Origin of the sequence: Streptomyces sp. XY006, assembly GCF_002237655.1 — a bacterium.
GTDB lineage: Bacteria > Actinomycetota > Actinomycetes > Streptomycetales > Streptomycetaceae > Streptomyces > Streptomyces levis.
Genome location: NZ_NOKT01000007.1, coordinates 45,187 through 70,979 on the forward strand (window position 1 = coordinate 45,187; position 25,793 = coordinate 70,979).

The window sequence follows — 25,793 nt, forward strand, 5'->3', positions numbered from 1 at the left end:
TCGGAAGACGGCGGGGCCCTGGGCGGCACGGACGGATGCCCGCCGACCGCCGGCGCCGGCCCTGCGGGTCCGGCCGTCGGCTCGGGCCCGGGTACGTCCGGTTGCCGGGACCGCCGGCAGCGGAGGGGAGACACCGGGTTCGGCCGGCCGTCGTGTCCGCCCCGGTGAGCGGCACCAAGAGACCACACCCCGCCCCGCCCCGGCAACGGAATCGGGCCTCTGCGTCCGCCGCGGACTCGTCCCGCCGACGGGACACCGGACGAGGCGGCACCGGGCCGGGGAGCGAGCGGCGACAGACGGCGCAAACGTCCGGCAGCGGCGCGTCCCGTGCGTCCTGGCGTCGTCTTGACCACCTGATCCGCCTCCGTGACCGTGGTGGTGCTCCGCGGACATCGCAGGGAGCGCGAGCGGCAGGGGGAGACGGCGTGGGACACGAGGGCTGGGACACCGACGTGGTGATCGCGGGCGCCGGGCCGACAGGCCTGATGCTCGCCTGCGAACTGCGCCTGGCCGGCGTCGACGTGACGGTGGTCGACCGGCTCGCACGGCGCACGGGGGAGTCCCGGGCCGGCGGGATGCACTGCCGCACGCTGGAAGTACTGGACCAGCGAGGGGTCCTGGACCGCTTCCTGGCAGCCGGTGAACTGACGCCGGTCGGCCACTTCTCGGGACTCATGCTGGACTTCGACGGGCTGGAATCCCGCCATCCGCTTCCGCTGATGATCCTTCAGTCGGCGGTCGAGCACCTGCTGGAGGAGTGGGCCGGCGAACTCGGCGCACGGGTGCGCTGGTCGGCCGAGGTGGTCGGGGCGCACCAGGACGAGGACGGAGTGACCGTCGCGCTGCGCTCCTCCGACGCGGACTCCACGCCGCTGCGCGCCCGCTACCTGGTGGGCTGCGACGGCGGCCGCAGCGCCGTGCGCAAACTCGCGGACATCGCCTTCCCCGGCACTCCGGCGACGATGACCGCGATGATCGGCGACGTCGAACTCCCCGACCTGCCCGAGGAGTACGTCTGGGCGAGGCGCTGCGCGAGCGGCGAGTACTCGGCGATCTCCTTCGAGTCCGGCTGGTACCGGGTGATCACGTCCGACTACGACCGGGTCGCCGACCGCGACGAACCCGCCACGTTCGAGCAGCTCCGGCAGTCCCTGATCAAACTGGCGGGCACCGACTACGGCATGCGCAACCCGCGGTGGATCTCCCGGTTCGGGGACGCCGCGCGGCAGGCCGCCCGCTACCGGGCGGGCCGGGTCCTGCTCGCGGGCGACGCGGCGCACATCCACTTCCCGGCCGGCGGGCAGGGCCTGAACACCGGAGTGCAGGACGCGGTCAACCTGGGCTGGAAACTCGCCTCGGTGGTCCACGGCCACGCACCGGAGAGCCTGCTCGACACCTACCACGCCGAGCGCCATCCCGTGGGGGAGCGGGTCCTGCAGAACACCCGGGCGCAGGCGGCCCTGACCCGCCCGGGCGCGCAGACCGACGCACTGCGCGAGGTGTTCGCCTCACTGCTGGTGTACGACGACGTCAACCGGCGGCTGCGGGACATGCTCACCGCGCTGGACATCCGGTACCCGGTCGGGGGCCGTCACCCGCTGGCGGGCCGCCGGGTGCCGGACGCCCCCCTGAAGACCCCCGACGGCACCACGCGCGTGTACGAGCTGCTGCACGCCGCCCGCCCGGTCCTGCTCGACCTGCGCGGCAACGCCGGCCTGGGCACGGCCGCCCGGGACTGGACCGACCGCGTCGACGTCGTCGAGGCCCGGAGCGAGGACGCGTACTGGGCCGTCCCGTCCCATGACGAGATCGTGGCTCCCGAAGCCCTGCTCATCCGCCCCGACGGTCACGTCGCCTGGGCGGCCGGGGCGGACGGCGTCCCCGGCACCGCAGAGCTCCGGACCGCTCTCACCACCTGGTTCGGCCCACCCCGGCCCGGACTCCGAGGGCCGGCGGCGATCCCCGGCCCGGGGGACGGCTGACGCGCCCACGCATCGTCGTCCGCCCCGGACACCGCCCCCGACCCGAACCGCCGAGTAACACCCGCGCCCGTAAGCGGTGATGCTGTAATGAGCGCGGGCCGCAGCGGCACGCTGAGCCCGGCACCGCGCGCAGCAGGCCGCGGCGTTCCGGGGCGGGGCGGGTACGGGCACGCGGGCGAAGCAACACAGGGGGACTGAGCGGTCATGGAGCACTTGCGGCCCGGCGATCCGACGCAGGTGGGGGACTACCGGCTGCTCCGGCGGCTCGGGGCCGGCGGCATGGGACAGGTGTACCTCGGCCGGTCCCCACGGGGGCGCACGGTCGCCGTGAAGCTGGTCCACGCGCAGCTGGCGTACGACGCGGAGTTCCGCCGCCGGTTCCGCGCCGAGGTCGCCGCGGCCCGGCGGGTGGGCGGGCAGTGGACGGCTCCGGTCCTGGACGCCGACACCGAGGCGGACACGCCCTGGGTGGCCACCGGATACGTCGCCGGACCCACGTTGCACGAGGCGGTGACCGGGATCTGCGGGCCGCTGCCGGAGCAGTCGGTGTGGCACCTGGCCGCCGGCCTGGCGCGTGCGCTGCAGAGCATCCACGCCTGCGGGCTGGTGCACCGGGACCTCAAGCCGTCGAACGTCATGCTGACGGTCAACGGCCCCCGGGTGATCGACTTCGGTGTCGCCCGCGCCGCCGACGCCAGCGTGCTGACCCGCACCGGTGCCATGGTCGGCTCCCCGGGGTTCATGTCGCCCGAGCAGATCCTGGGCGCTGAGATCACCGGGCTGAGCGACGTGTTCAGCCTCGGTCTGGTGCTGGTGTTCGCCGCCACGGGCCGGCAGGCGTTCGGAGGCCCGGACAGCGGCGCCCACGCGGTCATGCTGCGGGTGACCGAGAACGACCCGGACCTGACGGGCCTGCCCGAGCCGCTGGCCGCGTTCGTGACGCGGTGCCTCGCCAAGCGGCCCGAGGACCGCATCCCCCTGGCCGACATCGTGGCCATGGCGGAGGTGGCCACGGCGGACGCCGACTCGGCCGCGTGGCTTCCGGGCGCCCTGATGGCGGAGCTCGGCCGGCACGCCGCCGGCCTCCTCGACCTGGAGGAGCCGCCACCGCCGACCCGGGTCGACACCCCGCCCGCGGGCCGGGCCGGTGACCCCGTGCACGCCCTGCCCACCGCGCACGGCAGACCCGTCCCGCCCCCGCCGCCGGGCACTCCCACGCCGGTCCCGATGCCTCCGGTGCCCACACCGGCCCCGACACCCGTACCGACACCGCGGATGACGGTGGCCACGCCGCCGATGCCACCGGTACCGGGCGGCTACCCGCCGGGCGGCCGTCGCCCGCGCCGGATCAGCCCCGCCCTGCTGGTCACCGCGGCCGTGGCCGCCGTGCTCGCCGTCGTCCTGGCCGTGAAGCTCCCCGGCCTCGGAGCAAACGACGACCGGACCGGCTCCGGGGCGTCGGGGGCGGCTCCCTCCACGCGGTCACCGAAGGTCTCCGCCGCCGACTATGAGGGGAAGTGGACCGGCAACGTGCGCGAGGCGGACAACGACCTCTACTCGATCCAAGTCGACTACAAGGGCGGCGAGATCGGCGACCAGGTGGCCACCGTCGAGTACCCGTCACTGGCGTGCGGCGGGCGCTGGATCCTCACCATGGACACCGGGCATTCGGTCCAGGTCCGCGAGGAGATCACCGAGGAGAGCAGCCCGCTCAACTGCGTCGACGAGGTCGACATCGTCCTGACCCCGCTGGGCGGCGACAGCCTGCGCTACGAGGTGACGAGCGTGCAGGACACCGGAACGCTGCGGCGGGACTGACCCGTCGGGGCCGGACCTCAGTCCGGCAACGGCAGCGGAGGGAGCTGCTGGTACTCGGAACGGCCCCGGTTGAGCACCGAGATCGTCGCGGCCGTCAGCCAGGGCACGGTCGGCCCGGCCAGCCGCATCGGCTCCCACTGCTGGTAGTCGGTGAACAGGGCCCACTGGTCGATCACCGGCAGGAAACTGACGATCTCGTGGTGCCGCAGCGACACCCACCGGTTCTCGGCCGCGACGTGCAGCAGCATGCGGCGGTCGGTGAGGATCGCCCGGCAGGGGGAGAAGTCGCGCCACTGCGGCTGCGCCATCGCCTGGGCCCGGCTGCGGGCGCTGCTGTTGGCGACCGCGTCCCCGACCAGCCCGGCGGCGACGAACAGCGGCGACCCGAAGTAGAAGCCGGAACGCTGGTTGTAGGTCACGTTCATGCCGTAGAAGCGCGCGTACTGCGCCGCCACGTCGCCGTACGCGACCTCACCGACCTCGAGCAGCACGCCCGGCGTGGCGACCGGGGCCAACTCCCCTCCGCCGCGCAGATGCCGGTGCAGCGAACACGCGGCCTCCCAGCCCTGCTGGTGCAGCGCCCGCAGATGATCGTCCGCCGAGTCCCGACGCACCACCGCTCCTCGCCCCCCTCACGACACCGAACGGCCGGATCTCCGTTCGCCCTTATGGTGCCAGGCGGGAGACGCACCGGGACCCGCCCCCGCGTACCGGGATCCCCGCGACGGCGCGCTGCAGGGCGGTCGCCTCGCGGCGAGGGCTCCACATGGCTCAGCCGAACGATCGTCCTCAGGCGCCCGTCGCGCGGTTCGCGGCGCGATCAGGTAATCAGGAACGGTGAACAAGGACGCGACCGACCCCTTCGTCCATGTCCGGGGCGCCAGTGAGAACAACCTGCGGAACGTCGACGTCGACGTTCCGCGGGACGCGATGGTCGCCTTCACCGGCGTCTCGGGTTCGGGCAAGTCCTCCCTCGCGTTCGGCACGCTCTACGCGGAGGCCCAGCGGCGCTACTTCGAGTCCGTGGCACCGTACGCCCGAAGGCTGCTGCAGCAGGTGGGCGCACCGCACGTGCAGGACATCACCGGACTGCCACCCGCCGTGGCCCTGCAGCAGCGGCGCGGGGCGGCCGGCTCGCGCTCGACGGTCGGCACCATCACCACGCTGTCCAATCTGCTGCGCATGCTGTACTCCCGCGCCGGCACCTATCCGCCCGGGGCCGAACGGCTGGAGGCCGAGTCGTTCTCACCCAACACCGCGGCCGGCGCCTGCCCGCAGTGCCACGGACTGGGCGTCGTGCACGACGTCGCCGAGGACCTGCTCGTCCCGGACCCCTCGCTGAGCATCCGCGGGGGAGCGATCGCCGCCTGGCCCGGCGCCTGGCAGGGGGCCAACCTGCGCAGTGTCGTGCACAACCTGGGCATCGACATCGACCGCCCGTGGCGCAGGCTCAGGAAGAAGGACCGGGACTGGCTGCTGTACACCGACGAGCAGCCCTCCGTGTACATCGAGCCGGAGGAGGACCGCGTCGACTACGGCTACCAGGGCAAGTTCTGGAGCGCCCGCAAGCACGTCATGCACGTCCTCGCCGACTCCAAGAGCGAGAAGATGCGCGAACGGGCGCTCCGGTTCGTCAGAAGCGTGCCCTGCCCCGAGTGTCACGGCAGCGGACTGCGGCCCGAGGCGCTCGCCGTGACCTTCGCCGGACGTTCCATCGCCGAGATCAACGCGATGCCGCTCACCGAGGTCCTGGCGCTGCTGCGGCCCGTCGCCGGGCGGTCCGAGGCCGACGCCACCACCTCGACCGCCCGGTCCGGGGAGACGACCGAGGCCGCGGTCCGGATCTGCGGCGACCTGGTCGCACGGATCGAGGTACTGCTCGACCTGGGCCTCGGATATCTCAGCCTCGGCCGCCGCTCGACGACCCTGTCGCCCGGCGAGGCGCAGCGCCTGCGGATCGCCACCCAGCTGCGCTCGGGGCTGTTCGGCGTCGTCTACGTCCTCGACGAACCCTCCGCGGGCCTGCACCCGGCCGATGCGGAACCGCTGCTGGACGTGCTGGACCGCCTCAAGGCGGCGGGCAACTCGCTCTTCGTCGTGGAGCACGACATGGACGTCGTACGGCGGGCGGACTGGGTGGTCGACATCGGCCCCGGCGCGGGCGAGGGCGGCGGTCGCGTGCTGTACAGCGGCCCGGTCGCCGGTCTCGAACGGGTCGGGGAGTCGGCCACGGGCCAGTACCTGTTCGGGCGCGCCCGGCCGCTCGATCACCGCCCGCGCGCACCGCACGGCTGGCTGCACCTGAGCGGCGTCTCCCGCCACAATCTGCACGACGTGTCCGTCGACGTACCGCTCTGCGTGCTGACGGCGGTGACGGGCGTGTCCGGTTCCGGGAAGTCGACGCTGGTGACGCAGGTGCTCGCCGAGGTCGTCCGCGGCCACCTCGGACTCGTACCCGAGGAGCCCGACGACGCGCACCTGGAGGTCGACGTCCAGGACGCGTCGGGGGTCGAGTCGTTCGACCGGCTGGTCCTGGTCGACCAGCGGCCCATCGGCCGGACTCCCCGGTCCAACCTGGCCACGTACACCGGGATGTTCGACGCGGTGCGCAAGCTGTACGCGGCGACGGACGAGGCCACGGCGCGGGGCTACTCCGCCGGGCGGTTCTCCTTCAACGTGCCCGAAGGGCGGTGCGAGACCTGCCAGGGCGAAGGGTTCGTCGCGGTGGAACTGCTGTTCCTGCCCGGCACCTACGCGCCGTGCCCGACCTGCCGGGGCGCCCGGTACAACGCCGAGACGCTGGAAGTCACCTACCAGGGCAAGAACATCGCGGAAGTGCTGGCGCTGTCCGTCGACGCCGCCGCCGAGTTCCTGTCCTCCGTCCCGGCCGCCTCCCGCAGTCTGGAGACGTTGCGCGAGGTGGGCCTGGGATACCTGCGGCTGGGCCAGCCCGCGACGGAACTCAGCGGGGGTGAGGCACAACGCATCAAACTGGCCACCGAACTGCAGCGGGCCCGCCGCGGACACGCGCTCTACCTGCTCGACGAGCCGACGGCGGGGCTGCACCCCTCGGACATCGCGCTGCTGCTGCGACAGTTGCACCGGCTCGTCGACGCCGGCAACACGGTCGTCCTCGTCGAGCACGACCTGGACACGGTCGCCACCGCCGACTGGGTCATCGATCTCGGGCCGGGCGGCGGTGACGCGGGCGGGCGAGTGGTCGCGTCGGGCCGTCCGGCCAAGGTGGCGAAGGCCCGCCGCAGCGCGACCGCACCCTATCTCGCGGCCCGGCTCGCGCGATCCTGACGACAGGCACACGGTGATGCGGGCGGACACGCAAAGTCGCGCGCCGGCTCACCCGGCCGACCCGGCTGCTCACGGCACGCGGTCCCGAGGGCCTCGCGGAGGCGGTGCTGTCTGGGAGACGCGGACCTGGGCACCCGGTGCGGTACGCGTGACACGGATCCGCGGCAGGCGGGAGGCCCGAGATGTCTGCGGAATCGGCCGGAACGATTGCCCTCCCCGACGGTGAGGAGATCGCGGCGCTCGGGCAGGGCACCTGGTACCTGGGCGAGGACCCGGCCCGGCGTCAACAGGAGATCGCCGCGCTGCGGCTGGGCGTGGACCTGGGCATGACCGTCGTCGACACGGCGGAGATGTACGGCGACGGGGCGGCCGAGGAGCTCGTCGGGGAGGCCCTGCGGGGGCGGCGGGACGACGTCTTCCTCGTCAGCAAGGTGCTGCCCGGCCACGCCGACCGGAAGGGCACCGTCGCCGCCTGCGAGGGCAGCCTGCGGCGGCTCGGTACGGAACGGCTGGACCTGTACCTGCTGCACTGGCGGGGACGGTGGCCACTCGAGGAGACCCTTGCGGGATTCACCGACCTGATGGAGGCGGGGAAGATCCGTCACTGGGGTGTGAGCAACCTGGACGTCGCCGGCATGGTCGAGCTGGCCACCCTCCCCGGAGGCGACGCCGCGGCCGTCGACCAGGTGCTGTACAACCTCTCCCGGCGCGGCATCGAGTGGGACCTGCTCCCCTGGTGCCGCGAGGCCGAGGTGACGGTCATGGCCTATTCCCCGATCGAGCAGGGGCGGATCCTGAACGTCGGGGCACTGGATGCGGTGGCCCGGGCCCTCGGGGCGACACCGGCCCAGGTGGCGCTCGCCTGGGTGCTGCGACAGGGGGTGGCGGCGATCCCGCGTTCCGGATCACCCGGCCACGTCCGGGAGAACCGCGGCGCGGTGGACCTCCACCTTCCCACCGAGGCGCTCGACGCCCTGGACGAGGCGTTCCCGCCGCCCGGCGGGCCCACGCCCCTGGAGATGCTCTGAAGGAATGACTCCAGCGACTGACGGAACCTCTCGCTCGGCCCGGCCGGCCGGACTCTGACCGAAGGCCGGGAACTCCACGGGCCGGACCCAGGTGGCCACCTGCCCCAGGTGGACCCACGGGTCGGAGAGTCTAGCCCGGGGCGGCGACGAGAGCCTCGAAGTCCCGGGGCAACTGGGACATGACCTGGCGGAACTCGCCGTCACTGACCGCGTCCTTCAGGGTGCTCAGCTCGGCCCGTACGCCCTCCCGGGCCTCCTCCGGGCTCACCCCCGCTCGCTCGCTCACCCGGTGGACGAACTCGTCGAGTCCGAAGGCCTCGGCCTCCGGAGTGGGGGAGACCAGCCGTTCCTGCAGCGGCTTGGGCAGTTCGGACGCGAGGTCCTGCGCCTCGCCCCTGGTGAGGCGCTCGGCCAGTGTTTCCAGGGTGGCCCGGGTGAGGGGCTCCGCCTTCTCCGGGGAGACAGGGGCGCGCCGGGTGACGGTGTCGATGAACGTGTCGTAGTCCATGAGTGATCCCTTTTGTCATGCGCCTCGGCAGAGGCCGGGTGGCGTCGGACCTCTCCATGCTCCGGACGCGAGACGCACTGTGCCTGCTCCCGGCGGGCGGAAAGGCAGCGGCTCGATACACCTCCGAGCACCAGTGCAGTCGGCCGGACGACACTCGGACCGTCGTACTGCCGTTCGAGGGGCCTGCGCATTTCAAGCTGCTCTGCCAGGGCAGGAGGAAGCATTCCTTTTCGGTCCCGGGTGCGGAGGCGCTCAGCGGGGGGCTCTGCGAATCTCGACCGGGTGACAGCCGACGGCGGGCCCCTCGCCGAGACGTTCAAGATCATGGCCCGCCTCGTACCACCAGTGACTCGTGAAGGGAGCCTTACCGTGACACAGGAACTCCGAGGAGTGCGGGTGGGGATCCTGGCCACCGACGGCGTCGAACGCGTGGAACTCGACCAGCCGCGCGGTGCGTTGCAGGGCGCAGGGGCGAAGACCGAGATCCTCTCGCTCCATCACGGCGAGATCCAGGCCCGCCAGTTCGACCTCAACCCGGCGGGGACCTTCCCCGTGGACCGGCTGGTCGCCGACGCCTCCGTCGACGACTACCACGCTCTGCTCCTGCCCGGCGGCACCATGAACCCTGACCAGCTGCGCATGGACCGTGACGCGGTGCGGTTCGTCAAGGACTTCATGGCCAGTGGGAAACCGGTCGCGTCGATCTGCCACGGCCCGTGGACCCTGGTGGAAGCCGACGCCGTGCGCGGCCGCCGCCTGACGTCCTGGCCCAGCATCCGCACCGACCTGCGCAACGCCGGCGCGGAGGTCGTCGCCGACGAGGAGGTGGTCGTCGACGGGCAGCTGATCACCAGCCGCGGCCCGGCCGACCTGCCCGCCTTCTGCGCCGCCGTCGTGGAGCAGTTCGCCCGGGCGCACCACTCCGTGGCCGGCTGAACCAGGGGCCGCGGACGCCTGGGCCGGGCAGGGAGCTCCGCCCCCCGACGAGACGTGATGTTCCTCGCACCCATCGACTCGGACGTGTGCGCGTGTACAGTGAAGACCGCCCTTGACCTGCACAAAGCAGGCAGGGAGCCGTCTTCCGGGAGTTGAAAATGCTGCGCACCATGTTCAAGTCCAAGATCCATCGCGCCACCGTCACCCAGGCCGACCTGCACTACGTGGGATCCGTGACGATCGACGCCGATCTGCTCGACGCCGCCGACCTGCTGCCCGGTGAGCTCGTGCACATCGTGGACATCACCAACGGGGCCCGCCTGGAGACGTACGTCATCGAGGGCGAGCGCGGCTCCGGCGTGATCGGGATCAACGGGGCAGCGGCCCATCTCGTCCACCCCGGCGACCTCGTGATCATCATCAGCTACGCCCAGGTGACGGACGCCGAGGCGCGGGCACTCGCGCCGCGGGTCGTGCACGTCGACGGCGACAACCGGATCGTGGCCTTGGGCGCGGATCCGTCCGAGCCGGTGCCGGGCTCGGACCAGCAGCGCAGCCCGCAGGCCGTCGGGGCCTGACCGGGACGACGAGAGCAGGAGCGTGCCCATGAGCGAGCCGGAGATCCGTGACGACCGGGAGGCGGGGCGTCTGGAGGCCGTGGCCGACGGTGAAGTCCTCGGCCACATCGAGTACTTCGTGCTCGACAGCCCCGAACGCGCCCTCGTGCCCGTCCACACGATCGTCGAGCCGGCCCACGAGGGCAAGGGCATCGCGGGCTCGCTGGCGCGCGAGCTGTACGCCATCGCCGCCCGCGAGCGCAGCGCCGTCGCGCCGCTGTGCCCCTACGTCGCCAAGTGGTCCGAGCGCCACCCCGACGAGGCCCCTCCGGCGCCGGAGCCCCTGCTGACAGCAGCCAAGAACTGGCTGAAGTCCCACCCCGACCGCTTCTGACCACCTAGAGCCACCCTGTCCGGCCCGGGCCGCCCCGACCACCGCTGGCGGGAGTGCCCCGGGCCGACAAGAGGGCGTGCGCGCACGTCCCCGGCCGGTGGGGACACGTCCCCGGCCGGTGGGGACACGTCCCCGCGCGAGGCACTCCTGCCGCGCACCCGGCCCCGACCTCCACCGGCCCACGCTCGCCGGGGAAGGACCGCCCGCCTCGCGTACGCGGCTGCCTGCGGCTGCGCGGTGCTGAGCCGGGTGAGCGGGGGCTGCCCGTACAACCCGGCCGGGAAGCGGCGCCCCGCACCCCGCACCAGCACGAGCCCCGCACCCCGCACCAGCACGAGCCCCGCACCCCGCGCACACGACCGCCCGCGACCGGGCGATGGTGCGCCGTCAGGCGGGGCAGGCGGGGCAGGCGGGCCAAGCAGGCCAGGCAGGCCAGGCGGCGTATGCTCGCGCGTCCCCCAGCTGGCCCCCTCCCCGTCCCGCCCCGGAGTGACTGCCGAGGCGGGTGTCGGGTAGGCGGGGGAGTAGTCCAGAGCCGGAGTCGTCCCACTGGCTGGAGGACCTGATGACGAACCCGTATCCCGACCCCGTGCCGCCGGCACCGACACCGGGCCCGGATCCCCGGCCGCCGGAGCCGCCCGGCCCCGACCCGGTGCCGAACCCGACACCCCCGCCCGGCCCCGACCCCGTGCCGAACCCGACACCCCCGCCGGGGCCCGAGCCGACGCCACCGCCGCCCTCGCCCACGCCGCCACCGGGCCCGACCCCGCCCCCGCCGCCGGGGCCGGACCCCGTGCCGAACCCCCAACCCCCGCCGGGCCCGGACCCCTCCCCGATCCCCCCGGGGCCGGAACCCGTGCCCCATCCCGAGCCCGGGCCGCCGCTGTCCTGACATGCACGGCGGCATGAGAACGGGGCCGGTGACAGTCCCGCGAGACTGTCACCGGCCCCGGCCCGTGCCCGTTCGGCGCCGGGCGCTACGCCGTGACCTCCGACCGGTCCCCGCCCCACAGCGTGTGGAACGACCCGTCCCGGTCCACCCTCCGGTAGGTGTGCGCACCGAAGAAGTCCCTCTGACCCTGCGTCAGCGCCGCCGGCAGCCGCTCCGCCCGCAGGGCGTCGTAGTACGCGAGGGCCGCGGCGAAGCCGGGCGTCGGCACGCCCTGCCGGGTCGCGGCGACCAGCACCTCGCGCCAGTCGTCCTGCGCGTCCGCGATCTCCTGCGCGAACGTGTCGTCCGACAGCAGGCTCGGCAGGTCCGGCCGCGCGTCGTAGGCCGCGCGGATCCGGTCCAGGAACGCCGCCCGGATGATGCAGCCGCCGCGCCACAGCGCGGACACCGCGCCGAGGTCGATGTCCCAGCCGTACTCACCGCGCGCCGCGTCGATCTCGTGGAAGCCCTGCGTGTACGACACGATCTTCGACGCGTACAGCGCCTGCTCCACCCGGTCGGCGAAGGCCCGGGCCTCCGCCTCGCCGAGCGGCTTCGCCTTCGGGCCGGCCAGCCCGCGCGAGGCCTCCCGCAGCGCGGCGTGCCCGGAGAGGGAGCGGGCGAAGACGGCCTCCGCGATACCGGACACCGGCACACCCAGGTCCAGCGCGATCTGCACGGTCCAGCGGCCCGTGCCCTTCTGCTCGGCCTGGTCCACCACCACGTCCACGAACGGCTTGCCCGTCCCCGCGTCCACGTGGGACAGCACCTCGGCCGTGATCTCGATCAGGTAGGAGTCGAGACGCCCCTGGTTCCAGGTGCGGAAGATGTCGGCGATCTCGGCGGGGGAGTACCCGGCGACGTCCCGCAGCAGCTGGTACGCCTCGCCGATGAGCTGCATGTCCGCGTACTCGATGCCGTTGTGCACCATCTTCACGAAGTGCCCGGCACCGTCCGGACCGACGTGGGAGACGCACGGCGTGCCGTCGGCCGCCTTGGCCGAGATCTTCTCCAGCATCGGGCCGAGCGAGTCGTAGGACTCCTTCGGGCCGCCCGGCATGATGCTCGGGCCGTTGAGCGCGCCCTCCTCACCGCCGGAGACGCCCATGCCGACGAAGTGGATGCCCTGCTCGCGCAGCTCCCGCTCCCGGCGCCGGGTGTCCGCGAAGTGCGCGTTGCCACCGTCGATGATCATGTCGCCCGGCTCCAGCAGCGGCGCGAACTCCCGGATCACCGCGTCCGTCGGGTCACCGGCCTTCACCATCACGACCAGCCGCCGCGGCCGCTCCAGCGCCGCGACGAAGTCCTTGGCGCTCTCGCACGCGATGAACTCCCCCTCGCCGCCGAACTCCTCGACCAGCGCGTGCGTGCGCGAAGGCGTCCGGTTGTGCACCGCCACCGTGTAGCCGTTGCGGGCGAAGTTGCGGGCGAGGTTGCGGCCCATGACCGCAAGACCCGTGACGCCGATCTGCGCTGTACTGCTCATTCGGTTCGCTCCTAAAGACCTCGGTATCGGTGCCGCCGGCGGGTACCCGCCGGCGTGACCCCCGCCGACCATCCTGACGTGCCGCCACCTCGTCCGCACGCGCGGGTCGTACGACACGCGCGGGTCGTACGACGTCGCGCAGGACGATACGCACGAGAGCCCCCTCGCACTCAGCCGAGGTACGCGTCCCCGCGCACGCCGCACCCGCGCACCGCGTGGCGTACGCGATGCACCGCCGGGGCGCACGTCGCGCAACAGGGGCCTCATACCGGCCATCCGAACCTCCGGGCGGCCGATAGGCGTCTTGTTCTGGCCGGTTCGCAGCGCTTACTTTTGCCCCTCCTGACGCATGTCTAGGGGGGCAATCGATGGCCGTACGCGGCCGGCACCGCCGGTATCAGCCGAACAGGATCAACCGCGCCTCACTCACCGTCACCGCGGGCGGCGCGGGCATGGCGCTCCCGTTCATGGGCGCCGGCGCCGCCCAGGCGGCGGACGTGGACACGTGGAACAAGGTCGCCGCCTGCGAGTCGAGCAACGACTGGAACATCAACACCGGCAACGGCTTCTACGGCGGCCTGCAGTTCACCCAGTCCACCTGGGAGGCCTACGGCGGCCGGGCCTACGCGTCCCGCGCCGACCTGGCCACGAAAGACCAGCAGATCGCGGTCGCCGAGAAGGTGCTCGACGGGCAGGGCCCGGGCGCCTGGCCGGTCTGCTCGGTACGGGCCGGACTGACCCGGGGCGGCGGCGAGCCGGACATCCGCCCGGCGGCCGAGCGCACGCAGCAGCGGGAGACGAAGAAGAAGACCTCCATCGAGGAGGTGCGGCCGCAGTCCACGCCGCAGTCCCGCGCGGGCAGCGCCGAGATGTACACCGTGGTCCACGGCGACACCCTCTCCGGCATCGCGGCCGACCGCGAGGTCCGGGGCGGCTGGCGCGGCCTGTACGCCGCCAACCGCTCGACGATAGGGGGCGATCCCGACCTCATCGTGCCGGGCCAGCGGCTCGCCCTGCGCGGCGAAGGCGCCACGAAGACGCGCCCCGCGTACCGGCCGGCCCCGTCGGCGAAGCCGAAGAAGCCGGCGGCGGACCGTACCGAGAGCCGTACCAAGAACCGCAGCGAGGGCCGTACCAAGGAGCGGAGCGGGGACCGTACGAAGGAACGTGCCAAGGACCGGCCGCAGGAGGCCGGCAAGGAGCGGGCCGCCCGGTCCACGGCCACCCGGCAGGGTCTCGTCGCCCCGGTCGGCGCCTCCCTGGGCACGCCCTACCGCAAGGCGGGCTCCGCCTGGTCGAAGGGCTACCACACGGGCATCGACTTCCCCGTACCGACCGGCACGTCCGTGAAGTCGGTCGCCGCGGGCAGCGTCGTCAGCGCCGGGTGGGGCGGCTCGTTCGGCTACCAGGTCGTGATCCGGCACGGCGACGGCCGGTACAGCCAGTACGCCCACCTGTCGGCGATCTCCGTACGGGACGGGCAGACGGTGACCGCGGGCCAGCGCATCGGCCGCTCCGGCTCGACCGGCAACAGCTCGGGCCCGCATCTGCACTTCGAGGTGCGGACGGGGCCCGGTTTCGGTTCGGACGTCGACCCGGTGGCGTACCTGAGGGCCGGCGGCGTCAGGATTTGATCCGCACCCGATGCCGGTCCACGGTCGGCATCGGCACGTAGGGAACGCCGTAGAAGGGCTCGTAGGAGAGCGGGCGTTCGTCGCCGGCGGGCACCGGCGGCACCCCGCTCTCGTACGGCCCGTCCGCGACGCCGGGCGCCCCCGGCCCCGGCACGAGCACGTCCGGCACGAGCACGTCGTCGACAAGCACGTCCTCCACCAGGACGTCCTTCACGAGCACGTCCTCGACCAGCACGTCCTCGACCAGCACGTCGTCGACCGGCACGGGCACGGCCCGCTCGCCCTCGGAGTGGTCCTGCGCGAGCCGCTCGGTCGTCAGCAGGATCAGTCCGCCGGCCGCCACCACACCACAGCCCAGGGCGAGCACGGTGCCCGCGGTGCCGTAGCGGAACGTCTCTCCGAACATCGTGATGCCGACGGCGGCCGCCACGACCGGGTTCACCACCGTCAGCGTCGCCAGCGGGGCCGTCAGCCCGGCGCCCCGGTAGGAGGCCTGCGACAGCAGCATGCCGGCCGTGGCCAGGACGCCGATCACGGCGAGGGAGGGCAGGTCCGCCGCCGACACACCGCCGGTCCAGTCGACCGCGACCGTCTTGGTGAACACCGAGGACATGCCGAACGCGATACCGGACGCGGTGGCCAGCAGCATGCTGCGCACCGCCGGGTGCCGGTGCGCAGCCCGCGCGGCGATCATCAGCGCGACGACGACGCCCGCGGTGACCAGGGCGACGGCCACCCGCTCGGCCGCGTTCAGCGACTGCGCGTCGGACGCGGCGACCAGGGACAGCAGACCGGCCAGACCGACCGTCGCCATGATCGCGCCCCGCCAGGCCGTGGCACCGGCCCTGCGGCCGACGAACAGCGCGGCCATCGGCAGGGCCACCACGATGGTGAGCGCGCCCAGCGGCTGCACCAGGCTCAGCGGGCCGTAGGCGAGCGCCACCACGTGCAGCAGACCGCCCAGGCCGTTCAGCGCGACCGCCGCCCACCAGCCGGGCCGGCGCAGCGGAGCGTACTGCTCGCCCGGCGAGGACTCCGCCACCCGCTCCTGCACGATCGCCCCGCCCGCGTAGGCGACCGCGGAGACGAGGGAGAGCACGACGGACAACGCGAGGGCGCTCATCGGCTGCTCCTCTGCGTCAGGCGGGGGCGCTCGGCCCGGCGCGGCGAATGGTCGGCTTTCATGACCAACACCCTGCCGTGTCCGGGTGTTCCCGTCGTCGTCCCTGAGCACTCATTGGGTCCTACTGCCGATGGAGTACGAGGGGAGCCCCGTCATCCCCAGGGTGGGCGACGAAAGTCAGGGGCCCCGGGACGTGTCCCTTAGGGGCCTTGGTACTACTGCTCTTCGTGGACTTCGACCCCGGCCTCGCCGCGCTCCGCCCGCTCGGCGGTTTCTTCGTGCTGCGCACGGACGCGGGGGCGGCCGGGCCTCTTCCCACTCTCGCACAGGCCTACGCCGCCGGGGCAGCGGACGAGGCCGGAAATCCGCTGAGTTTCCGCGTCCGCAAGGTCGCGCACGCCCTGGGCGCCCCCGAGTTGCGTGTGGCCGCCTCCGTGGCCCACCAGGGACTCGCGGCCCGGCTCTGGTCGATCGCCCTGGGCTGCGCGGTCGTGTACGGCGGCGTGCCCGACCTGGACGCCCGGCACCTGCGCTGGGACCCCGACGGCAGCGCGCCGGACGACCTGTGGCTGACCGGCGTACGGCCGCTTCCCGCGGAGCCGGAGCGCCTCGCCGAGGTCGTCCTGGACGGCCACCTCGCCCCGCTGGCGACGGCCCTGCGCGTCCACCACCGCCTCGCCCCGGGGCTGCTGCGGGGCAACGCCGCCTCGGCGCTGGCGGGCGCCGCGCGGGAACTGGACCGCTGGGCCCGGCGCCACGGCCGTCCCGACAGCGCCGCCCTGGCCCGCTCCCTGGCCGCGCGCCTCCTGGCCCACCCGCAGCTCACCGGCGCCGGAACCCTCACCGGCACGGCGTTCCGGCGGCGCAGCTGCTGCCTGTACTACCGGGTGCCCGGCGGGGGCGTCTGCGGCGACTGTTGTTTCCCGCGGCCGCCCCGCTCTTCCCCACGCGCCCCATCTGGGTGACCATGAAAGGGAACGGCCGCTGAGAGCAGGGAGTTGCGGGTGCGCGTCGGACTGCTGACCCGGGAGTACCCGCCGGACGTGTACGGCGGTGCCGGCGTCCACGTGGAGTTCCTGGCCCGGGAGCTCAGACCCCTGGTCGACCTGGACGTGCACTGCTGGGGCGAGGGCCGCGCCGACGGTGTGCTGCGCCACCGCCCGTGGCCCGCGCTCGACGGCGCCAACGACGCGCTGCGCACGTTCTCCGTCGACCTGGCGATGGCCGCCGCCCTGGAGGGCCGCGAGCTGGTGCACTCCCACACCTGGTACGCCAACCTCGGCGGCCACCTCGCCAAGCTGCTGTACGGCATCCCGCACGTGATGACCGCGCACTCCCTGGAGCCCCTGCGCCCCTGGAAGGCCGAGCAGCTCGGCGGCGGCTACGAGCTGTCCAGCTGGGCCGAGCGCACCGCGATCGAGTCCGCCGACGCGGTGATCGCCGTCTCCGGGGCGATGCGCGAGGACATTCTCGGCTGCTACCCGGCGCTGGACCCGGACAAGGTCCACGTCGTGCACAACGGCATCGACACGAGCCTGTACCGGCCCGACCACGGCACGGACGCGCTGGACCGGATCGGCCTGGACCGCTCGCGCCCGTACGTGCTGTTCGTCGGCCGCATCACCCGGCAGAAGGGCGTGCCCCATCTGCTGCGCGCGGTGCGGGACATCGACCCGGCCGCCCAGGTCGTGCTGTGCGCCGGCGCACCCGACACGCCGGAGATCGACCGGGAGTTCCGGGAGCTGTTCGCGGAGCTGAGCGAGGTCCGCGACGGGGTGCACTGGATCCCGAGGATGCTGCCGCGCCCCGAGGTCATCCAGCTCCTGACGCATGCCGCGCTGTTCGTCTGCCCCTCGGTGTACGAGCCGCTGGGCATCGTGAACCTGGAGGCGATGGCCTGCGGCACGCCCGTGGTGGCCTCGGCGGTCGGCGGCATCCCCGAGGTCGTGGACGACGGCAGGACCGGCCTGCTCGTCCCGGCCGGCGACGGCTTCGAGGCGGGGCTGGCCCGGGCCATGGACACCGTCCTCGGCGATCCGCCGGCCGCGCGGCGGATGGGCGAGGCCGGGCGGGAGCGCGCGGTCGGCGAGTTCGGCTGGGACGCGGTGGCCCGCCGCACGGTCCGGCTCTACGAGGAGATCGTCAAACAGGCTTAGTGGGTACCCCCTAGGGGCAGGCATCGGGAAAGAGGCGTGAGGGGAGCGGCCATGCGTGGTGGTGGTCCTTCGGTCCTGGGGATCGTGCTGGCGGGCGGCGAGGGCAAGCGGCTGATGCCCCTGACCGCGGACCGTGCCAAACCGGCGGTGACCTTCGGCGGCACGTACCGCCTGGTCGACTTCGTCCTGTCCAACCTGGTCAACGCCGATGTGCTGCGCATCTGCGTCCTGACGCAGTACAAGTCGCACTCGCTGGACCGGCACATCACCACCACCTGGCGGATGTCCAACCTGCTCGGCAACTACGTCACGCCCGTCCCCGCCCAGCAGCGCCTCGGCCCCCGCTGGTACCTGGGCAGCGCCGACGCGATCCTGCAGTCCCTCAACCTGATCTACGACGAGCGCCCCGAGTACGTCGCCGTCTTCGGCGCCGACCACGTCTACCGCATGGACCCGCGCCAGATGCTCGCCCAGCACATCGAGAGCGGTGCGGGCGTGACGGTCGCCGGGATCCGGGTGCCGCGCACGGAGTCCTCGGCGTTCGGCGTGATCACGCCCGGCTCGGACGGGCAGACGGTGGAGCGCTTCCTGGAGAAGCCGTCCGCCCCGCCCGGTCTCCCGGACGACCCCAACTGCGTCTTCGCCTCGATGGGCAACTACATCTTCACCACCAAGGCCCTCATCGAGGCGCTCAAGCGGGACGCCGAGGACGAGTCCTCCGTGCACGACATGGGCGGTTCGATCCTGCCCCAGCTCACCGACCGGGGCGAGGCCGCGCTGTACGACTTCAGCGCCAACCACGTGCCCGGCGAGACCAGCCGCGACCAGGGCTACTGGCGGGACGTCGGGACGCTGGACGCCTACTACGAGGCGCACATGGACCTGATCGCCGAGCGCCCCGCGTTCAACCTGTACAACCGCAGCTGGCCGATCTACACGCACTCGTACCAGCTCTCGCCGGCCCGCTTCAACGCGGGCGGCATCGCCAGCGAGTCCATCATCAGCGCGGGCTGCCTGGTCCGCGGCCAGGTCACCCGGTCCGTGCTGTCGCCGGGCGTGGTGGTCGACCCGGGCGCCGTGGTGCAGGGTTCGGTGCTGCACGACAACGTGCACATCGGCCGGGGCGCGGTGGTGCGCGGCGCCGTCCTCGACAAGAACGTCGAGGTCCCGCCGGGCGCGACGGTCGGCGTCAACCCGGAGCGCGACGCCGAGCTGTACACGGTCTCCAAGGGCGGCGTCATCGCGCTCGGCAAGGGCCAGCTGGTCACCTGACGAGACCCCGCCGGGGGTTGCGGTGAGACGTCTCCGGCGGACTTTGTCCTGCCTCTGGACGAAGCCCGGGATCCGTGTTGTCATGCCAACGTCTTGTACATGACAACGTTGGCATGGAGGTTCCGTGCGTCCCCGACGTCTCAGAAACCGCCTCGCGTTACTGCTCGCCGCGCTGCTCGCCCTCACGGGCCTGAGCGCAGTCCCCGCACTCGCGGACGACCCCGCCGAGATCCACGGCCTCAAGGGCGAGTACTACACCCACTCCGCCCCGGGCGCCTTCGACTTCCACACCCTCAAGGCGACGACCTTCGACCAGGACCTCGACTTCGACAACCTGGAGCCGCGCCTGAACTTCACCACCGGCCGCTCCGACGACGTCAGCGTCCGCTGGACCGGGAAGATCGTCCCGGAGAAGACCGGGCCGCACACCTTCTCGGTCAGCGCCGACAACGGCTTCCGCCTCTGGATCGACGGCACCCTCGCCATCGACCACTGGGTCGACGACTGGGACCGCGAGCAGACCGCCGAGCCCGTCGACCTCACCGCCGGCCGCGCCTACGACATCAAGGTCGAGTACTTCGAGCACTACGGCGGCTCCAACTTCCACCTGCGCTGGACCCCGCCCGGCGCCGCCAAGGCCCCCGTCCCGCAGTCGGCCTTCCGCCTCCCCGAGGGCTTCGACTACGACGGCGCCCTCGCGGCCACCGTCCAGTCCACCGGCCGCACCCTCAGGCTCGACTTCGCCCAGGAGCTCACCGCACCCCCGGCGGGCTTCACCGACCACCTCGACGCCGTGATCGGCGGCGCCGCGTGGCCCCTGGGCGAGGCCCGCCCGGACCCGTCCGACCCCACCGCCCTCCTGGTCGCCCTGGACGAACCGGTGGTGGGCGACAAGACGGGCACGGCCCGCGGCACGGCCGACATCCGCTACGACGGGCAGGGCGGCCTCACCGACACCGACGGCAACGTTGTCAAGGAGTTCTGGACGTCCGGCCCGAACCACTCGACCCACCAGCTGCGCACCCGCTGGGCCGACGAGGTCGGACCGGACAACGCCCTCCCGGAGTACCCGCGCCCGCAGCTGACCCGGGACGCCTGGAAGAACCTCAACGGCCGCTGGCAGTTCGCCGCCGCCGAGCCCGGCGAGCAGCCGCCCGTCGGCCGGACGCTGAAGGAGCGCATCCTCGTCCCGTACCCGGTGGAGTCGCAGCTCTCCGGCATCGAGCGGCACGAGGACCGCATGTGGTACCGCCGCACCTTCACCGTCCCGCGCGACTGGAACATCGGCTCGGGTCAGCGGCTCCGGCTCAACTTCGGCGCCGTCGACTGGCGCTCCGAGGTCTACGTCAACGGCACGAAGGTCGCCACGCACGAGGGCGGCTACGACAAGTTCAGCGCCGACGTCACCGACGCGCTCGAGCCCGGCCGCACCCAGGAGCTGATCGTCGGCGTCTACGACCCGACCGACGCGGCCTCCGGCGAGAACCCGCCGCTCGGCAAGCAGCGCCTGGACCCCAGCGGCATCTGGTACACCCCGTCCTCCGGCATCTGGCAGACGGTGTGGATGGAGCCGGTCGCCCGCGACCACGCCGACTCCCTCAAGATCATTCCCGATGTGGCGGGCGAGAAGGTGACCGTCGAGGTCCGGGGCGTCCGGGACGGCGTACCGGTCACGGCGACGGCGTACGACGGCCGGCGGAAGGTGGCCACGGCGAGCGGCCGCACCGGCGGCCCGCTGACGCTGACCGTCCGCGACCCGCACCTGTGGTCGCCGGACGACCCGTTCCTCTACGGCCTGAAGGTCACGGTCGGCGCCGACCGGGTCGGCAGCTACTTCGGCATGCGCTCCATCGCCGTCGAGAAGGTGAACGGCGTCCCGCGCACGGTCCTCAACGGTGAGCCCGTCTTCCTGATGGCCACCCTCGACCAGGGCTTCTGGCCCGACGGCCTGCACACCGCGCCCACCGACGAGGCCCTGGCCTACGACCTGAAGGCGCACAAGCGGCTCGGCTTCAACTCGGTGCGCAAGCACATCAAGGTCGAGCCGGACCGCTGGTTCCACTGGGCCGACCGGCTCGGACTGCTGGTCTGGCAGGACATGCCCGCGATGACGGCCGGGGTGAACCCGAGCGCCACCTCCCGCGCCCGCTACGAGCGCGAACTGAAGGAGATGATCGACGAGCACATCAGCAGTCCCTCGGTCGTCATGTGGGTGACCTTCAACGAGGGCTGGGGCCAGTACGACGTGGGCCGGATCGCCGAGCAGGCCAAGGCCTGGGACCCGACCCGCCTGGTCAACGGCCAGTCCGGGCTGAACCTCGGCGCCGACGGCGGCACCGGCGACATCATGGACGAGCACGGCTACCCGAGCCCGGCCCTGCCGCCCCGCCCCGACGGGCAGCGTGCCCTGGTCAGCGGTGAGTACGGCGGCCTGGGACTCGCGGTGCCCGGCCATGCCTGGTCGGTGCAGCAGTCGTACGTCGACGTGGACCCGGCCACCTACACCGAGGACTACCTGGAGAAGCTGGACGAGGTCCGGGCGCTGGTCTGCAAGGGGAGCAACGGGGCCGTGTACACCCAGATCGCGGACGTCGAGGGCGAGCTGAACGGCTTCCTCACCTACGACCGCGCGGTGCTCAAGCCCGACACGGCCCGGCTGAAGGCCGCGCACGAGGCGCTGATCCGTGACGCCTCCCGGGTGACTCCCACGGGGTGCCCGGCGCCGCAACCTGTGCTGGACTGACGGCACATGCACCATAAGTCCCGCCCCGCTCAGCGGGGCGGGACTTAATCCGGTGTTAACTGTACGTAGCCTGATCGTGCTTGACCGTAATCGGCTGGGGGCGATTGACTGCTGACCCACCCGTCGTCCACGCGAGGCAAGCCCTTGACTGCTGATCTGCTCGCTCCTCTCGACCTGGCGTTCTGGAACATCGAGTCCGCCGACCACCCGATGCACCTCGGCGCGCTCGGGATCTTCTCCGCGCACTCGCCGGCCGCGGGCGCCCACGCGGCGGACCTCCTCGCGGCCCGCGCCGCCGGCGTCCCGGGACTGCGGATGCGGATCCGCGACGTGTGGCAGCCGCTGCCCTCCGCCCTGCGCCGCCCGCTCGCCTTCGGCGGGGCGGCGCGCGAGCCGGACCCCGACTTCGACCCCCAGCACCACGTGCGGCTGCACGCACCGGCCGCCGACTTCCACGCGGAGGCCGGACGGCTCATGGGACGCCCGCTGGAGCGCGGCCGGCCGCCCTGGGAGGCCCATGTGCTGCCCGGTGAGGACGGGGTCTGCTTCGCGGTGCTGTTCAAGTTCCACCACGCCCTGGCCGACGGCCTGCGGGCGCTGACCCTCGCCGCGGGCGTCATGGACCCGATGGACCTGCCCGCGCCCCGGCCCCGCCCGGCCGTCCCCCCGCGCGGCCCGCTGCCCGACGTGCGCGACCTGCCCGGCCTCATGCGCGGCGCCCTCTCCGACGCCGCCCGCGCCCTGGACATCGGCGCCTCGGTCGCCCGCTCCTCGCTCGACGTGCGCTCCACCCCCGCGCTCACCTGCGAGCCGAGCGGCACACGCCGCACCGCCGGCGTGGTCCTCGACCTCGACGACGTGCACCGCATCCGCAAGACCGTGGGCGGCACGGTCAACGACGTCCTCATCGCGGTCGTCGCCGGCGCCCTGCGCCGCTGGCTCGACGAGCGCGGCGACGGCAGCGAGGGCGTCGCGCCCCGGGCCCTCATCCCGGTCTCCAAGCGCCGCCCGCGCACCGCCTACCCGCAGGGCAACCGGCTCTCCGGGTACCTGATACGGCTCCCGGTGGACGATCCGGACCCGCTGGCCCGCCTGGCCTCGGTCCGCACCGCCATGGACCGCAACAAGGACGCCGGCCCCAACCGGGGCGCAGGCGCCGTCGCCCTGCTCGCCGACCACGTCCCCGCCCTCGTCCACCGGCTGGGCGGACCCATGGTCGGCCAGGCGGCCCGGCTCTGGTTCGACATCCTCGTGACCAGCGTGCCCCTGCCCAGCCTCGGCCTGAAGCTCGGCGGCCACCCCCTCACCGCCGTCTTCCCGCTCGCCCCGCTGGCCCCCGGCCACTCCCTCGCGGTCGCCGTCTCCACCTACCGGGGCGCCGTCCACTACGGCCTGGTCGCCGACGCCGAGGCGGTCCCCGACCTGGACACGTTCGCGACCGCCGTCTCCAAGGAGGTGGCGACGCTGATCAAGGCCTGCCGGCCGTGATCACGCGCGTTTGGCGGTGCGGCCCCGCGCTGAAGTAAAATCCGCCGTTCGAAAGCAGGCGCGACCGGCGCGCCGCGACGGCAGAGCAGGGAACGCAGCGGCGATGACGGTGACAGAGGACGGCCCGCGGGCCATGGACGAGGCGAGCGGGCTCTCGTACGGACCCGGCATCGACCCCGAGCGCCTGGCCGTCTGCCTCAGCGTGCTCGAGGAGCTCGACAAGCTGGAGGTGGACCACCCGGACGCCATCGCCGTGCGCCGGGCCACCGCGGGCGTCTACCGCACGGTCAAGCAGCGCCGCCGCCAGGAGCGCCGGGCCGCCAAGACCGCCCACGACAAGGCGGTCACGGAGGCCACGGCGACCGGCTCCGCACAGCGCATCGACGACGAGACCGAGGGCCTGCTGCCCTCCTCGCGCACCGAGGAGGGCCGGATCGCGGGGATACTCCAGCGCCCGCGCTCCTGCTACACCTGCAAGACCCGGTACGTGGAAGTCGACTACTTCTACCACCAGCTCTGTCCGGACTGCGCCCGCGTGAACCGCGAGAAGCGCGACGTCCGCGCCGACCTCGCCGGCAAGCGCGCGCTGCTCACCGGCGGCCGCGCCAAGATCGGCATGTACATCGCGCTCCGGCTGCTGCGCGACGGCGCCCACACCACCATCACCACGCGGTTCCCGAAGGACGCCATCCGCCGTTTCAAGGCCATGGACGACTCCGCGGACTGGCTGCACCGCCTGGAGGTCGTCGGCATCGACCTGCGCGACCCGGCGCAGGCCGTGGCCCTCGCCGACCAGGTCGCCGAGGCCGGGCCGCTCGACATCCTCGTCAACAACGCGACCCAGACCGTGCGCCGCCTGCCCTCCGCCTACGCCGCCCTGGTCGAGGGCGAGAGCGCGCCGCTGCCCGCCGGTGAACTGCCCGCCCACCACGTCATCGGCGCCTTCAACTCCGGCGCGGTCGACGGCCTCGCCGCGCTGCCGCTCGGCACCAGCGGCCTGGACGCGCAGCAGGTCGCCGACCTCGCCCTGGTCGCGGGCAACGCGAGCGTGGAGCGGCACCTGGACGGCACGGCGATCGACGCGGGCGGCCTGGTCCCCGACGTCGTCGACACCAACACCTGGGTGCAGACCATCGAGCAGATCTCCCCGGTGGAACTGCTGGAGACCCAGCTGTGCAACTACACGGCCCCCTTCATCCTCATCAGCAAGCTGCGGCCGGCGATGGCCGAGGCGGCGAGGAAGGCGCGGAGCAAGCGCGCGTACGTCGTCAACGTGTCGGCGATGGAAGGGGTCTTCGGCCGCGGGTACAAGGGCGCGGGGCACCCCAACACCAACGCCGCCAAGGCCGCGATGAACATGGTCACGCGCACCAGCGCGCAGGAGATGTTCCAGACCGACGGCATCCTGATGACCTCGGTCGACACGGGGTGGATCACGGACGAGCGGCCCCACTACGACAAGTTGCGGCTCGCCGAGGCGGGCTTCCACGCACCGCTCGACCTCGTCGACGGCGCGGCCCGGGTCTACGACCCGATCGTCCGCGGCGAGGCGGGGGAGGACCTGTACGGGGTCTTCCTGAAGGACTACGCGCCGGGGAAGTGGTAGGGCCCGGCGTCAGTCGACGGCCCCCAGGCGGGAGTTGCGCGCCGCCAGCAGTTCCAGCACGGTGCGCCAGTCCTCCAGCACCCCGGCGTCGAACCCGGCCGTGCGGCCCTCCTCGGTCGCCTGGCGCAGGGCGAGCACGTCGTCGTCGGCCGGGACTCCCCGGCCGGGACGGTCGCGCAGGAGCCGGGAGACCCGCTCGCCGAGCAGGGCGCGTACCGCGCCGGCGGTCTGACCGGCCCGCCCGGCCGGGTCACCTGGCCACAACAGCCCGCCGACCGGCTGCACCAGACCCGCCACTTGGAGCTCCTTGTCGGCCGGGCGGCCCCGGCGGAGCAGGGCGGCGGTCCGCAGCGCGTGGTCGTGCAGGTCGACCGGCGGCCTGCCGCGCTCCGGGAGGTCCCGGGTGCCCCGGCAGGCATACAGCAGGTCCATCAGCTCCTCGACGCTGCGCAGCTCCATGCGTCAGTCCTCCCGCGCGTCAGCCGTTGCCGTACGGCAGCAGACCATGACGAGCTTGCGACTCAGCCAACGGCACTTGAACTGCGCCACCGGCCGGAAAGGGCCGTCGCGTCCGTACGCCGAACGAGTGATACGCAGAGCGTCCCTTTTGTGAACGAATCGGTGCGTAAACCCCAGTTGAACGCCAGATGACGCGCGATCGTTACCGGCTGTTTTCAGCCCCATAGAGCGGGGCCCCGCTCATTTGGTTAATCTGATGCGGACGGACAGCACCACGGGGTCCTACCCACACCCACGGTCCGTCATGGGACCAGCCGGTACACCACGGCCTGCTCTCCCGTGAGTCGACCGGCGCCACCGCGTCCG

18 protein-coding genes and 2 pseudogenes are annotated in these 25,793 nt (G+C 73.0%); 15 read left to right on the forward strand and 5 right to left on the reverse strand.

Annotated elements, in window-relative coordinates:
- The first annotated feature begins 425 nt into the window (after window positions 1-425).
- Together CHR28_RS09925 and CHR28_RS09930 are read left to right on the forward strand one after the other, a co-directional pair.
- The gene (locus tag CHR28_RS09925; RefSeq protein WP_256984203.1) at window positions 426-1,982 is read left to right on the forward strand and encodes an FAD-dependent monooxygenase; all 1,557 of its coding nucleotides are present in this window, start codon (window positions 426-428) and stop codon (window positions 1,980-1,982) included.
- A gap of 204 nt (window positions 1,983-2,186) precedes the next feature.
- A complete protein-coding gene (locus CHR28_RS09930) occupies window positions 2,187-3,800 on the forward strand; it encodes a serine/threonine-protein kinase (protein ID WP_094053163.1) in 1,614 nt (537 codons plus the stop codon).
- A 17-nt stretch (window positions 3,801-3,817) separates the two neighbouring features.
- Here CHR28_RS09930 and CHR28_RS09935 read toward each other — a convergent pair whose 3' ends face one another.
- Entirely contained in the window at window positions 3,818-4,414 is a 597-nt protein-coding gene (locus CHR28_RS09935; RefSeq protein ID WP_094053164.1) for a hypothetical protein, read from the reverse strand.
- Between the two features lie 223 nt (window positions 4,415-4,637).
- Here CHR28_RS09935 and uvrA point away from each other — a divergent pair, with 223 nt between their 5' ends.
- Both uvrA and CHR28_RS09945 read left to right on the forward strand, forming a co-directional pair.
- Window positions 4,638-7,106, forward strand: a complete 2,469-nt coding sequence (uvrA, locus tag CHR28_RS09940; RefSeq protein ID WP_094053165.1) for an excinuclease ABC subunit UvrA — start codon at window positions 4,638-4,640, stop codon at window positions 7,104-7,106.
- 182 nt (window positions 7,107-7,288) lie between these two features.
- The gene (locus CHR28_RS09945; RefSeq protein WP_094053166.1) at window positions 7,289-8,134 is read left to right on the forward strand and encodes an aldo/keto reductase; all 846 of its coding nucleotides are present in this window, start codon (window positions 7,289-7,291) and stop codon (window positions 8,132-8,134) included.
- A 130-nt stretch (window positions 8,135-8,264) separates the two neighbouring features.
- Here the strand turns inward: CHR28_RS09945 and CHR28_RS09950 are convergent, their stop codons facing one another.
- Window positions 8,265-8,642, reverse strand: a complete 378-nt coding sequence (locus tag CHR28_RS09950) for a DUF2267 domain-containing protein (protein ID WP_094053167.1) — start codon at window positions 8,640-8,642, stop codon at window positions 8,265-8,267.
- A 369-nt stretch (window positions 8,643-9,011) separates the two neighbouring features.
- Between CHR28_RS09950 and CHR28_RS09960 the strand changes: the two genes are divergently transcribed.
- The 3 genes from CHR28_RS09960 (at window position 9,012) to CHR28_RS09970 (ending at window position 10,529) form a co-directional block, all read left to right on the forward strand.
- Window positions 9,012-9,578 carry a type 1 glutamine amidotransferase domain-containing protein gene (locus CHR28_RS09960; protein ID WP_094053169.1) on the forward strand — a complete coding sequence of 189 codons (567 nt, stop codon included), beginning with the start codon at window positions 9,012-9,014 and terminating at the stop codon, window positions 9,576-9,578.
- Between the two features lie 158 nt (window positions 9,579-9,736).
- Entirely contained in the window at window positions 9,737-10,156 is a 420-nt protein-coding gene (gene panD / locus CHR28_RS09965; RefSeq protein WP_031121041.1) for an aspartate 1-decarboxylase, read from the forward strand.
- A 28-nt stretch (window positions 10,157-10,184) separates the two neighbouring features.
- On the forward strand, window positions 10,185-10,529 hold the full coding sequence (locus CHR28_RS09970) for a GNAT family N-acetyltransferase (RefSeq protein ID WP_094053170.1): 345 nt from the start codon (window positions 10,185-10,187) through the stop codon (window positions 10,527-10,529).
- A gap of 977 nt (window positions 10,530-11,506) precedes the next feature.
- Here CHR28_RS09970 and gndA read toward each other — a convergent pair.
- Window positions 11,507-12,946, reverse strand: a complete 1,440-nt coding sequence (gene gndA, locus CHR28_RS09975) for an NADP-dependent phosphogluconate dehydrogenase (RefSeq protein ID WP_094053171.1) — start codon at window positions 12,944-12,946, stop codon at window positions 11,507-11,509.
- 467 nt (window positions 12,947-13,413) lie between these two features.
- Between gndA and CHR28_RS38945 the strand changes: the two are divergent.
- Window positions 13,414-13,605: pseudogene (locus tag CHR28_RS38945) on the forward strand (transglycosylase family protein); the annotation flags it as partial.
- A gap of 165 nt (window positions 13,606-13,770) precedes the next feature.
- A pseudogene (locus CHR28_RS38950) lies at window positions 13,771-14,580 on the forward strand (M23 family metallopeptidase); the annotation flags it as partial.
- On the opposite strand, the gene CHR28_RS09985 reads toward CHR28_RS38950, so the two are convergent.
- Window positions 14,570-15,703 (reverse strand): DMT family transporter, encoded by a 1,134-nt coding sequence (locus CHR28_RS09985; RefSeq protein ID WP_179272376.1) that lies wholly within the window; start codon window positions 15,701-15,703, stop codon window positions 14,570-14,572. The pseudogene CHR28_RS38950 and the gene CHR28_RS09985 sit on opposite strands and share 11 nt — an antisense overlap.
- Window positions 15,704-15,930: 227 nt before the next feature.
- On the opposite strand from CHR28_RS09985, the gene CHR28_RS09990 reads away from it, so the two are divergent.
- From CHR28_RS09990 to CHR28_RS10015, 6 genes are all read left to right on the forward strand, one after another.
- Window positions 15,931-16,668 (forward strand): (2Fe-2S)-binding protein, encoded by a 738-nt coding sequence (locus tag CHR28_RS09990; RefSeq protein ID WP_094053374.1) that lies wholly within the window; start codon window positions 15,931-15,933, stop codon window positions 16,666-16,668.
- 39 nt (window positions 16,669-16,707) lie between these two features.
- The gene (glgA, locus tag CHR28_RS09995) at window positions 16,708-17,859 is read left to right on the forward strand and encodes a glycogen synthase (RefSeq protein WP_094053174.1); all 1,152 of its coding nucleotides are present in this window, start codon (window positions 16,708-16,710) and stop codon (window positions 17,857-17,859) included.
- Window positions 17,860-17,910: 51 nt separating this feature from the next.
- Window positions 17,911-19,131 carry a glucose-1-phosphate adenylyltransferase gene (gene glgC / locus CHR28_RS10000; RefSeq protein ID WP_094053175.1) on the forward strand — a complete coding sequence of 407 codons (1,221 nt, stop codon included), beginning with the start codon at window positions 17,911-17,913 and terminating at the stop codon, window positions 19,129-19,131.
- Window positions 19,132-19,255: 124 nt separating this feature from the next.
- Entirely contained in the window at window positions 19,256-21,874 is a 2,619-nt protein-coding gene (locus tag CHR28_RS10005; RefSeq protein ID WP_094053176.1) for a PA14 domain-containing protein, read from the forward strand.
- Window positions 21,875-22,018: 144 nt separating this feature from the next.
- On the forward strand, window positions 22,019-23,362 hold the full coding sequence (locus CHR28_RS10010) for a wax ester/triacylglycerol synthase family O-acyltransferase (RefSeq protein ID WP_094053177.1): 1,344 nt from the start codon (window positions 22,019-22,021) through the stop codon (window positions 23,360-23,362).
- 103 nt (window positions 23,363-23,465) lie between these two features.
- The gene (locus CHR28_RS10015) at window positions 23,466-24,968 is read left to right on the forward strand and encodes an SDR family NAD(P)-dependent oxidoreductase (protein WP_094053178.1); all 1,503 of its coding nucleotides are present in this window, start codon (window positions 23,466-23,468) and stop codon (window positions 24,966-24,968) included.
- Between the two features lie 9 nt (window positions 24,969-24,977).
- Here the strand turns inward: CHR28_RS10015 and CHR28_RS10020 are convergent, their stop codons facing one another.
- A complete protein-coding gene (locus CHR28_RS10020) occupies window positions 24,978-25,427 on the reverse strand; it encodes a hypothetical protein (RefSeq protein WP_094053179.1) in 450 nt (149 codons plus the stop codon).
- Between the last annotated feature and the right edge of the window lie 366 nt (window positions 25,428-25,793).